Below are 12,312 nucleotides of genomic sequence, written 5' to 3'. Positions count from 1 at the left end.
GTATGAATTTTGGCATGTTTCGAGTTCTGCTGATCGTTGTCATGTGTTCGTTCGCCGGTGCCGAGACTGCTATGGCCGAGACAGAGGGCGTGGTCCCTAGTCCGCGGACGATCACCGTTGCCTTGGACGGTTCAGGCGAGTTCTCATCGATACAAGAGGCGGTGGACAGTGCCGGGAAGGGTGATACGGTATTGATTAAGGCTGGCGTCTATCCCCAGGACCTGACCGTCCATAGTAAGGAAAAAATCAAGATCATCGGTGTTGGGATTGGACAGGTTGTTCTGCAAGGGCGAGGGCAGATGGTAGGCGTTCTCCATGTGGGGAAATGGCCTTATGGTGCCACGGATATTGAGATCAGCGGTCTGACGATCAATGAGCATGGCGGACATGCGCTCGGCCTTTTTAATGGCAACCGCATCGTGCTCCGTCAACTTCATGTCAAGGGCATGGTCTTCAGCCAACAGGTTCAGGACGTTCGAATAGAAGACTGCATTATTGGCGGAAGCGAGACAACAGGCGCGCACTTTTCCGACTCTCACGCTACCCTGGTTGGGAATTTCATCCATGACAACGATTATGGTATCAACGTCACCGGCGAGTCGTCGGTTCGATTTGAGCGCAATGTCATTACAAGAAGTCTTTTTGAGGCTGTCGTCATCGGTGATCAGGCTGCTGCCGTGTTAGTGAACAATACCTTGGTGAAGAACGGCGGTGGCGCGACATTTCTCGGTGCCTCGCGGATCGAGGCCATGGGGAACATCGTGAGTTTCAATAAGGTCGGCTTTCTGATCGCCCCATCGAGTCAGATTCGTATTGGGTACAACTTGCTCTTCAACGGCGAGGCTGACTATATGAGAGTTGGTTCGCCGAATCGTCCCGCCCCGGAACTGAGGGCCAAGTCCGATATCTTTGTGGATCCTCGGTTTGTTGATGCGGAGCGTGATGACTTTCGTCTCCCGTCCGATACCACGCTTCTCAATGTAGGGGGATTTCGCTACCTTGGAGCGCTCCCCCCTCACCGACCTGTATCAGCTCAGTAGAAATTCCATTAAAAGCAATGTGATAGCGAGGTGTGCCCCTCGCCGAGATATGCCTGGTATCCTTTGAGGCGCGTACGATGTCGTCCAGTGCACTTTCCGGCTCAAGTAATGGCTCGAGCATGCCGAGAAAGATTCAACCAGGAGGTCGTCCATTGGCTAGCTTCCGAAGCAACCTCGAAAAACTCTCCGGCGAGGCGATTCCCTCACTCATGGACATGGAGTCGGGGAAATTAGTCGGTGCGGTGCTTCCTATGTCCGAACAGGCCCAGATCCAGATGCGGAACAGTATCGAAGTGATTGAGTACCTCCTCAATCAGGAACAAGTGATCTGGAGTTGAGTTTCTGAGCAGTATCCCTTCCTGCCTTCTTTCATTATATTCTCGATATTCTTGGATCAGATAGCGTTCTTCCAGGATCACTCCTCACCTGTCGGATCGTGGTGCGTGCCGCTCGTGGTTCATCCTGGGTCATCCAGGAGCGCGGAAAAAAGACCGAGGAGGGACTTGGGTAAAAGTGTCTCGGCTGGGCACGAGCTTGATTCTGTGGTCTATTGGGCGCATCGTAGTCGTTGTGCACTGCAGCTGCGGTCAGACGCACGGGGTTCGTATGGCGAAAGCAGTTAAGCGGTCTTCTCGTTCTCAAACACTCCATGGCGCCGAACGGCAACGGCTGGAAGAAGATGCTCTACGGAAGCAGCATTGGAAGCGCTGGGGGCCATACCTAAGCGAACGGGCTTGGGGGACGGTTCGGGAAGACTACAGTCCTTATGGTACGGCGTGGGAATCGTTTCCTCACGATCATGCTCGCTCTCGTGCCTACCGCTGGAATGAAGACGGGCTCGCCGGGGTCTCGGATCGTCATCAGTACATCTGTTTCGCGATTGCGCTTTGGAATGGACGCGATCCCATTCTAAAGGAGCGAGTGTTCGGAGTCACAGGCAATGAAGGGAATCACGGCGAAGATGTGAAGGAGTATTATTTCTATTTAGATTCAACGCCAACCCATTCATATATGAAGTATCTGTGTAAGTATCCGCAACTTGAATTTCCCTATGCCAGGTTGGCTGAGGAGAATCGCCGGCGGGGGCGACGAGATGGAGAGTACGAGCTCATTGATACGGGTGTGTTTGATGAGGATCGCTATTTCGATGTGGTGGTTGAGTATGCGAAGAGGACACCGGAGGAGCTCTTCATCAGGATCCAGGTTACAAACCGAGGGCCTGACCGCGCTGAACTGACCCTGCTGCCGACTCTCTGGTTCAGAAATACGTGGTCGTGGGGACTCGATGCTCGTCGGCCACGAATGCGTGAAGGAGCCACAGCAAACAATCTCAGTGTCGTTCAGCTGGAGCACGAGTACTACGGGAAGCGGTTTCTCTGGTGTGAGCGAAAACCATCGTTGCTGTTCACTGAAAACGAGACAAACTCCAGACGATTGTACGGAGATCAGGACGGCTCACGGTACGTGAAGGACAGCTTTCATGATTACATCATTCATGGACAGACCGATGCGGTGAATCCCGGGAAGATCGGCTCGAAGGCAGCTGCGCAGTATGTGCTGACGTTGGCTCCTGGGGAATCGGATATGGTTCGGCTTTGTCTGACGAATGAATCTGATCCAAAAAGAGTTTATGGGAAGCACAGCGATGGACTCTTTGAGCAACGGATTCAGGAGGCCAATGAGTTCTATGAGGAACTGGCTCCGGCACAGCTGTCCGAGGACGCGAAGCTCGTTCAACGACAAGCCTTCGCTGGGCTACTATGGAGCAAACAGTTCTACCACTACGACCTCAAGCGCTGGCTTGTGGGTGATCCGGGGATGCCGGATCCGCCTCAAGAACGACTGCATGGGCGAAACTCCGACTGGACACACCTGTACAATGCCGATGTGATCTCAATGCCGGATAAGTGGGAATATCCCTGGTACGCCGCGTGGGATTTAGCATTCCATTGTATTCCGCTGGCCCTTGTCGACTCGACGTTCGCCAAGGAGCAGCTGATTCTCATGCTCCGAGAGTGGTATATGCATCCGAACGGGCAGATTCCTGCCTATGAATGGGCGTTCGGAGACGTCAACCCTCCCGTCCACGCCTGGGCTGCCTGGCGTGTGTATAAGATCGAGAAGAAACGGAAAGGCGTCGGTGATCACGTCTTCCTTGAACGTGTCTTCCATAAGCTCCTTCTGAACTTTACCTGGTGGGTCAATCGGAAAGACGCGGAAGGGAAGAACATCTTTCAAGGAGGGTTTTTAGGGCTGGACAATATCGGAGTTTTTGATCGGAGTGCTCCCCTGCCGACCGGCGGCCGTATCGAACAGTCGGATGCCACCAGTTGGATGGGGATGTATTGCCTCAATATGCTATCGATCGCACTGGAACTGGCACGTGACAATCGAGCATACGAGGATGTGGCCAGCAAGTTTTTTGAGCACTTCGTCTATATCTGCCGGGCTATGAATAACATCGGCGGGGAGAACATTGAGCTGTGGAATCGAGACGATGGATTTTTTTATGACGTCTTGCACCTGCCGGACGGTCAGACCTGTCCACTCAAGGTCCGATCTCTTGTCGGCCTCATCCCGTTGTTTGCCGTCGAAACCTTGGACTCCGAGTTGATCGATCAACTCCCGCGGTTCAAACACCGGATGCAGTGGTTTATTGAAAACCGACCTGATTTCAGTATCCATGTGGAGACCCAGTCCCAGAACGGTGAAGTCCGACGATTTTTATCCCTCGTGAATCGTTCGCGGTTGAAATCGGTGCTGCGATATATGCTGGACGAAGAGGAATTTCTGTCCCCCTATGGTATTCGGGCCCTCTCGCGGTATCACAAGGACCACCCCTATGTGCTCTCTCTCATGGGCCGAGAGTATCGGGTGGACTATGAACCGGCCGAATCGAGTACGGGGCTCTTCGGAGGCAATTCAAACTGGAGGGGGCCCATTTGGTTTCCAGTCAACTATCTCCTCATTGAATCGCTCCAAAAGTTCCATTACTTCCTTGGTGAGGAGTTTAAGGTCGAGTACCCGGTTCGGTCAGGGCGATTCATCTCGTTGAACGAAGTCGCCTCCGAGCTGTCCCGACGACTGACGCGTATTTTTCTTCGTGATAAGACAGGACGCCGTCCCGTGCATGGCGGGCTCAGGAAATTTCAAGACGATCCATGCTGGCGAGATGCCATCGCATTTTACGAGTATTTCCATGGCGACAATGGGACTGGGATTGGAGCAAGTCATCAGACAGGATGGACCGGCTTAGTCGCCAAGCTTATCCAGCAGAGCGGGGAGTAGGGGGGAAGTGGCACTCGCCCTACGACTTCGCTCCGGACCGTGAGCTTGTCGAACGGTGAAGCGAATCTGAAGAGTACGAGATACGAACGACGAGGACAGTTGATGCGGATCGGCAAAGAAGAATGCCAAGATCCCGATCGTGCGCTGAGTCTGGAATGGTTGGAGACGAATGGGTGTGGGGGATTTGCGTCGGGCACGGTGGCCGGTGCTAATACGCGTCGCTATCATGGCTTGTTGCTTGTGGCGACACCTCAGCAGAACCATCGCTACGTGCTGGTCAATCACTTGGAGGAATGGCTTCATCTGGATGGCGGCGCAATTTCAATTTCGGCGAATCTGTATCCCGGTGTGATCCATCCTCAAGGGTATCGTCACTGCATCTCCTTCTCATCGACGCCTTGGCCAACCTGGACGTTTAGGTTCGACGATCGAACAGTCAGCCGGGAAATCTTCTGCGTGCGAGGCCAGGGCACGGTTGTGGTGCGCTGGAGACTCCTCACTCCAACCACGGATTCAATCGAACTACGGGTACGTCCGATGCTCACGGGTCGTGACTATCATGCCCTGCACCATGACAACGGAGCCCTTGCCCCTGCGGCAGCGATCACCGAGCAGTGGGTGACCTGGCAGCCTTACCAGGGTCTTCCGGCCGTGCATTGCGGACATACCGGAAGCTACCACCATCTCCCCGATTGGTATCGGAATGTGCAGTTCCCTCTGGAACGGGAACGCGGGCTTGATTTTCAGGAAGACTGGTGGTCTCCAGGAGAATTGCTGTTCCACTTGGAACCTGGTGGGGAGCAGGCTCTCGCTCTGACCAGCGAGGGGGGTGACGATATTGAGATCGGAGAACTCATTCGCAAAGAACGTGTCAGGCGTATGAAACATCACCAGGCCGCGAAGGATGCAGACCGCTTTGCCGAAGCACTTCGGCGAGGTGCCGATACATTCTTGGTTCGCCAAGGTTCGAAGCAGACGGTGATTGCCGGATATCCTTGGTTCGCAGATTGGGGGCGAGACACGTTCATCTCATTGCCTGGCCTCTTTCTTGTGACCGGACAGTACAAGGTCGCCTGGGACATTATTGCATCTTTCGTTCCCTTTGTGTCGGAGGGCATGGTTCCGAATCGCTTCCCTGATCATGGCCACGACCCTGAATACAATGCCATCGATGCGTCCCTCTGGTTTATCTACGCCGTCGATCGCTATCTGGCGTACAGCAAGGATTCGAAACGAGTACGAGCCGTTGTCTGGCCGGCCATCAAACAGATTCTCGATGGCTATCGTCAAGGCACAAGATACAATATCAAAATGGATAACGATGGGCTGATTTCGGGAGGGATGCCGGGGATACAACTGACATGGATGGATGCCAAAATCGGGGATTGGGTCGTCACACCACGGCATGGAAAGCCGGTAGAGATTCAAGTCTTGTGGATTCGGGCATTGCAAGTCGGCGTTCGTTTGGCCGCACAGTTTGGTGAGCGAGCCTATGCGGCTGATTGCCGGAGAGATAGAACACGAGCCCTCACATCCTTTCGTACACGATTCTGGTACCAGCGCGGACAGTATCTATACGATACCATTGATGGACCAGAGGGAGACGATCCCTCGATCCGCCCCAATCAAGTGTATGCCATTTCCCTGTGCGATGATTTGCTGAAGAAGGAGCAGGCCATGCGGGTGCTTCAGCTCGTCAAGGAACAGCTCCTCACTCCTGTGGGTCTTCGAACGCTGTCACCGCGAGACAATCGGTATCGGCCACGCTATGAAGGAGGACCGAGAGAACGCGATAGTGCGTACCATCAGGGAACCGTTTGGCCGTTTCTGTTGGGCGCTTTTGTGACTGCCTGGCTGAACACGTTCGGGCGCACTTCCAGGATAAAACGTGAGGCGCGGTCATTTCTAAATGGGATAGAAGCAAATCTACATGAGACGTGTCTGGATCATATATCGGAGATTTTCGACGGGGACCATCCACATACTCCACGCGGCTGTCCTGCGCAGGCCTGGTCGCTGGCAGAACCGCTTCGCGCCATGGTTGAAGATCTTGGATTGCGAACCACACCTGATCCAGTCAACTCCGTTCGACAGAAGCGGCCCACTGTTTCATAAGTCGTCGAGCCGACCAATCCTGGCTATTCTTCCCATCTCTTGACAGGAAAGAGGACGTATTCGTAGTCTGCAGATAGTGTGGAGGCTCTGATATGTTGATGAAGATTTTATCAAGCCGAGGGTATCGAATTGTCATTACCGTTATGGCACTGTGTCTTCTCATTAGTCCCGTCTATTTCTCCGTCACATGGGCGGATGAATTGCCTAAAGAATCCGTATTGCCCTTGGGACTCGCGAACAAGGCGATACAAGCCGCGTTAGATACCTGCACAAAAGACGGCTACCGGGTGAGTGTCTCGGTGGTAGACCGTGACGGCGTCCTTCGTGCCATGGGACGTGCCGATGGCGCTGGGACTCATACAGTCGACAGCAGCCGAAAAAAAGCCTATACCGCTGCCAGCCTACGGCGTCCCACGAGTGAGCTTGCCGATCTCATTGCCAAAGTTCCCACGCTTCAGGCGCTTCGTGAAATCAATGGTGAGGTGCTGGTGTTGGGTGGCGGGCTTCCTATTGAAATTGGACGAGAGGTGGTTGGTGGCATCGGGGTTGGTGGAGCGCCAGGCACCCAGCTGGATGATGCTTGCGCGCAGGGAGGTCTGGATGCCATCGGGGCAGCTCCCAAGGTATCCCCAGCCAAGTGAGAGTCCCAGTATGGGTGATGCTCGGGGTCGCTATGTTGCCGGCTGTGATGGGATGCAATAGTAATATTCCAGAAACCGCGTCCCTGGAACTCACGGCGTTCCAGTTGCGATTAGCCATTGTGAGAACGGCCACCGATCCATTTCTCCAGCGATTCACCCTCACTATGAATATCCAGGGACCGGGAGGTTGTCGGTCCTCTACCGAGTTGTTCCCCGATACGGGCTACGCCGGGCGGCGGAACGTCTACATGGCAGCGAAGGGTCGAGTGTATGTTGTCGGACAGTACGATGCTCGCGTCATCGATACCCAAAACTGTCAGACCAGCCTTGCGGAATTTCGCCATCTCGATCGAGAGGTGATCTTTCTTGGGAGCTTCGATCAGAACCAGGAAAAACAGTGGACCTATGTGTCTGCGCTTCAACGACCGGAATTGCCGTTCGAAAAGCGATAAGGATGGCGAGTGTCAGTGAAGGGTTTCTGCCGGTGTGTGCCACGATGCTGTTCGGTCTCTCTCTCTTGAGGATCATGATCTAACTGTGAGCGATCGCACCACATGCAGCAATCGATCATTGGCTATCATCAAGACGAGCATGGCGACTGGGTTGCCGATCTGGCCTGTGGTCATGGACAGCATGTTCGACATCACCCCCCGTTTTTCAACCGCCCCTGGGTCCTGACTGCTCATGGACGTGAGCAGCATCTCGGCACGCTGCTGAACTGTAAGAAGTGCGAAGAGCCCCCTGTTGCGGCTTCTCCCACGCCATCATAAGCTGCACACAGCCCACGCCTATCTCAGCGTCGATTCCAACCTTTTCCTGACCATCTCCGATCTATGCAACCATTCATTTTCTTGGTGGATGGCGGCCTTGGTGGTACTGTAGGCATGGGCAGTGTCCTCGATAGTACGTCGAAAGGAATGGAGGATATGAGAATGGTCACTGTGACACACACGTCGATGTCGACGAGCGATCCTCGATCCAGATTCTTCGTGCATCGAATCCAAAAGGGGTACGCCGCGTGGATTGGGTTGTTGCTGTTTCTGTATTCGGCATTGTTTTTTACGATGGCCTTCTATGGAGCTCATCTGAAGCCCGTCGTTGCCCTCTATACGAGTGATTCATTGGAGGAGCGGCAGGCAGCAGCTGAAGAGATGTTGACCATAAGCAAGACGGTCTGGGTTGCGGTTCCGGTGCTCTTTTTCGGTTCTGTGATTTTCAGTCTTGTCGTGACACGGCGTGTGGCAGGTCCGCTTTCTCGCCTGGACGAAAGTCTTCAGCAGTGGGCAAAGGGAAACCTTCGTTGGCGCATGCGCTTTCGTCCGAGCGATCGGCTGGATGAGTTGGCTGATCACGCGAATTGTGCGTTGGAAAATATCGAGCGGTCGTTTGAGCAGATTCATCATCAGACACGAGCCTTGCAGGCGGCACTTCAGAAGATTGAAAAGGTTGAGCCTATGGGTGTGAAAGACGCACGGGCGGCTCTGGATGAGATCACCGGGACGTTACAGCAATTCGATTTTCGAGCGGTGGTCAATAGGCGCTGAAGGATGTCATGGCGTGTGTAGAAAGGGAAAATGGTGGATTCACCCTGCTCGAGGTGTTGGTCGTTCTGGCCATGCTAAGCATTCTTGCCGCAGTCGCGATGGTATCGCATGGTCATTTTGTCGACCATGCCAAAGCGGTGGAGGCCGAGGTGGTCCTCGCGGAGGTAAAGAGATTAGAAATGGTTTACCACGCCAATCATGGGACCTATTCCGGTGATGTGACGGCCATCGGCCTTACGCTCCTACCCACGCTCAAGTACTACAAGGTCGAGGTGTGGTTGGATGACGGAGGAGGATCATTTCAAGCGGCTGCCATACCGCTCTTTGGAAAACAGACACAGCCGGCTCTGGTGTTGACGCATACAAAGGATGGGACGACGCTCCAGGAGCAGGAGATTGGAACACTGGCCCGCCAAAGTCAGGCTCTGTCTCTGCCGATCGGGATGTCTTCGAGTCTCGAGGGACAGACGGAGATGAGCACGGGAACACCGAGAAAAGCGCGGCAGGAAGACTGTCGAAAAGGCGGTGAAGCAACGGTGGCCGCAGATGGATTGCTCGATATGAATTTCTGCTTGAAATGACTCTGCTGCGATACGCCTGGTAATTACCTCTGGTCTGTCATTCCTAGAATGAGTGCACGGTAGACTCTTCTGAGATGTCCCAGTAATTGCGAGAAAAAATACAGGGGGTAGAGGCCTCCCACCACGCTTCCCGCCTTTGCAGAGAGGGTATTGGCGTGCTGTGAGTGAAGCAGGGACGAGAGGGCGCGGCCTGTGGCTCATCAATCTATAGCAGAAAGTAGAGCCATTCAGACATCTTGACAGAGCTGATGAGTTTGTTTGACAACCGTGGCCATACGATTCCTATCAAGCGGAACACTGGCTATCCATGTTAACCCAACGTTATCAAGTTGCCGTGCTATTGGCTGTTGTTCTGTTGGGTGGATGCTACCTCTTGTTACCATTGGGCGCTTCATATCTCTTAGCCAACCAGCTACGTGCGTATGGGTACAGTCAGGTCATCCTTCAGCTCGGGTATCCCGGCTGGACCCAGATGACCATACCCGTTGTCTCATTCCAACAAGATTTGGGAGAAGAACGGCTCATGATCTCCCTTACTGATGCGGAGATTCAGTATGACATGGGGCTGCTGTTTCAAGGTCGTGCGAATAGGATCCTGCTCAGAGATGTGGCCATCCATGTGCTGACCGTGCATTCGACAGGAGCCATCACTGGAGGGAAACAAGAGGAAGAGAACAGCGATGAAGAATCGTCACCGTGGAGGTTGCTGACGGCGGGCGATCTTCTGCGCACTCTTCCCATTCTTCCCTTTGGCGAGTTGCAGCTTGAGCGCCTGACCGTGTTCCGCGAGCAAGCAACGGGGCCGCTCCGTAAAGTCACGATTGATGGGGAGCTGACTTCGACCGGCAACGAGGTAGGAGGGCATCTCTCATTCCGAGGGAGAGATACCGGCTCCTATAGCCTCGTGGTGGCCGGGAAGTCGGCCAGTACCTGGTCGGCCACGTTGTCCTCACAGCGGCCACAGGCAGCACCGATTGTTTCCTGGCAGTCCCGATCGCGTCCAACCGGTAGTTCAGACATTCAAGTCGATGGGCAACTTCGAATGGATGTACAGGAGCTGGCTCCGTTCATTGCTCTCCTCGTGCCCATCGGACCGGAACTGGAGAAGGTGACGGGACAGGTTGCACTTGATTGGGCGGGGGTTGCTGCGACAGAGGCTGCGCTCGGATCCCTCTGGGAAGATGAACATACCCGTGTAGACGGGCAAGTACGTATCAATGTCACCCTTCCTGCATTGAAAGGCGTGGCGAAGGACATTGCCCTGGCCTATGTGGGAAGGTTTGCAGGCAATGCCACGCAGGCGGAGTGGGCGATGAGCCCCGGTGTTTTCCTTACAGCTACAGTGAATACCCAACCTCGTCTTATTCCGGACGCTGTTCGGTTGATCCTTCCTCATGGGGATCAGCTGGTGCGGATTGAGAACAAGAATGTCGTACGGGGGACGCTCTACTGGAAAGATCGTCCCATCCGTACCGTGGCTCAAGGCCCACTCCAGGTGACCTACGGCAGGCCATCAGGCCCGGTGGTCGCCACGTTCGAAACCACCAGGGCTGAAGGACGTGGGAGTGAATTGATCTTGGTCGAAGGGGCCTATCAACTGGAAGGAGTGCTCCCCGGGGCATTGACCGAACGGCTGTCTGCAAAAGAGGCGGCCGGCAGAGTTCGGGGGACTGTACGACTAGACCGAGCACATATCGCGGGGGTGTTATTACCGCCGTCTTCGATCACAATAAAACAGATCGGACAAGGTGCGGTCTTTGTCCCGGGAGCTACCGTGAATCTCTCCGAACCCCTGACGGTGGAATGTGACCTGATTCCGAGGTACTGCTCTGCAGGACCACTGACAGCCACGATTCTGGCTCCTACCGTCAGAATAGGCAGTCAAACTGTTAGTAGTACTCAGGGGCTGCTCAGCATCCCAGAGATGGAGACGAGAGAGACGAATTGGACAGCCGGGGGGATGTTGGTGATTACTGGAGTCAGTGTGGGTGCCGGGGGAACGATTCCTGCACCAAGCCATTGGGTGACGAAGTTCTCGGCTGATCACACGAACATTGGGGCGGACCTACAGATCGATCTTCCGGCTTATGAAGGGGTGGTAACCGCCAGGGTTGAGCAATCACTACAGACTCCTTACGGCAGGTTGCATGGCACGATCGGTCCGGTGAGGTTTGATGGGGCTGAGCGGCGGCTCAGCAGACTCACGAGGGCTGTTGGACCATCGAGTGATCTTCTTGATGGGACCATCAGTGCCACAGTTGACGCAACCTGGGATGAGACGGTTGGAAACCACTCTAGCCGCACCAGGGTGATCTCAGCGTCGGCGCGGCTGGTAGCGGAGAATGTTTCCGGGTACTATCATGATTACGGACTGAGGGGGGTGAGCACGTCCATGGTCCTTCGTGCAGAGGGAACGGATTCCATCATGATGGTTCAGCCGGCGACTCTTTTTGTAGCGGCCATCCAGAGTGGTGTGGATGTGAACAATATCAAGACTTCCTATCAGGCACGATGGAAATTGGCAGATCCATTCCCGATCGTTGAGCTGAAAGACCTTCAGTGTGAAATGTTTGGAGGGATGATCACTAGTCCTGGTCTTCTGGTAGACTTGGCATCGCCTTCATCCATGACAACCTTTTCCTTACGCGATCTTGATCTCGCAAAGATTCTCAGTGTGGACCAACAACGGGGACTGGAGGGAACCGGCACGCTCAATGGGACGCTCCCGGTTACGATTACCTCAAGGGGCATGGTGGTGGATGATGGAGTCATTGAGGCGCAGCCTCCAGGGGGAGTGATACGACACCTCTCAACCTCAGAGTCCTCGAAAGCGCTTTCAGACTCCGATCAGTCTCTCCAGTTCGTGGCGCAGGCACTTAATAACTTTCACTACAAGGTGTTGCGTGTGGGGGTCAAGTACGAAGAAACCGGCATGTTAAATTTAAGTGCCCGATTGGAGGGCCGGAATCCAGAGCTTACGCAGACCCCACCCATTCACTTTAATCTCACGGTGCAAGAACATATTCCGACACTCCTGAAGAGTCTCCGGTTGATCGAAGATATTCATGGGATGATTGAGCGTCAATATAGCCGCCCCTGACCA

At 54.3% G+C, this 12,312-nt stretch carries 10 protein-coding genes; all 10 read left to right on the top strand.

The features are described 5' to 3' along the window. Window positions 1-14 precede the first annotated feature (14 nt). Window positions 15-1,040: a right-handed parallel beta-helix repeat-containing protein gene (locus COMA1_RS19260; RefSeq protein ID WP_176698196.1), complete on the top strand. Its 1,026-nt coding sequence runs from the start codon at window positions 15-17 to the stop codon at window positions 1,038-1,040. 119 nt (window positions 1,041-1,159) lie between these two features. Continuing rightward, on the top strand, window positions 1,160-1,378 hold the full coding sequence (locus COMA1_RS19255) for a hypothetical protein (RefSeq protein WP_090751158.1): 219 nt from the start codon (window positions 1,160-1,162) through the stop codon (window positions 1,376-1,378). Between the two features lie 268 nt (window positions 1,379-1,646). Further along, entirely contained in the window at window positions 1,647-4,328 is a 2,682-nt protein-coding gene (locus COMA1_RS19250; RefSeq protein WP_090751208.1) for an MGH1-like glycoside hydrolase domain-containing protein, read from the top strand. Window positions 4,329-4,430: 102 nt separating this feature from the next. Next, the gene (locus tag COMA1_RS19245; RefSeq protein WP_090751157.1) at window positions 4,431-6,443 is read left to right on the top strand and encodes an amylo-alpha-1,6-glucosidase; all 2,013 of its coding nucleotides are present in this window, start codon (window positions 4,431-4,433) and stop codon (window positions 6,441-6,443) included. Window positions 6,444-6,535: 92 nt separating this feature from the next. Next, window positions 6,536-7,084 (top strand): GlcG/HbpS family heme-binding protein, encoded by a 549-nt coding sequence (locus tag COMA1_RS19240; protein ID WP_090751156.1) that lies wholly within the window; start codon window positions 6,536-6,538, stop codon window positions 7,082-7,084. A 17-nt stretch (window positions 7,085-7,101) separates the two neighbouring features. Then, window positions 7,102-7,536, top strand: coding sequence for a hypothetical protein (locus COMA1_RS19235; protein WP_090751155.1), 435 nt, complete (start codon window positions 7,102-7,104; stop codon window positions 7,534-7,536). Window positions 7,537-7,638: 102 nt separating this feature from the next. Then, complete coding sequence (locus COMA1_RS19230) at window positions 7,639-7,854, top strand: DUF3565 domain-containing protein (RefSeq protein WP_090751154.1); 216 nt, start codon at window positions 7,639-7,641, stop codon at window positions 7,852-7,854. Between the two features lie 156 nt (window positions 7,855-8,010). After that, complete coding sequence (locus tag COMA1_RS19225; protein WP_141654426.1) at window positions 8,011-8,628, top strand: methyl-accepting chemotaxis protein; 618 nt, start codon at window positions 8,011-8,013, stop codon at window positions 8,626-8,628. A gap of 8 nt (window positions 8,629-8,636) precedes the next feature. After that, on the top strand, window positions 8,637-9,209 hold the full coding sequence (locus tag COMA1_RS19220) for a type IV pilin protein (protein ID WP_090751152.1): 573 nt from the start codon (window positions 8,637-8,639) through the stop codon (window positions 9,207-9,209). Between the two features lie 307 nt (window positions 9,210-9,516). Further along, the gene (locus COMA1_RS19215; RefSeq protein WP_090751151.1) at window positions 9,517-12,309 is read left to right on the top strand and encodes an intermembrane phospholipid transport YdbH family protein; all 2,793 of its coding nucleotides are present in this window, start codon (window positions 9,517-9,519) and stop codon (window positions 12,307-12,309) included. The last annotated feature ends 3 nt before the right edge of the window (window positions 12,310-12,312 follow it).

The sequence above is a fragment of the Candidatus Nitrospira nitrosa genome, from assembly GCF_001458735.1.
Taxonomy (GTDB): domain Bacteria; phylum Nitrospirota; class Nitrospiria; order Nitrospirales; family Nitrospiraceae; genus Nitrospira_D; species Nitrospira_D nitrosa.
The sequence above is the reverse complement of the archived record's forward strand: the minus strand, read 5'-3'. Positions and strand labels throughout refer to the sequence as shown.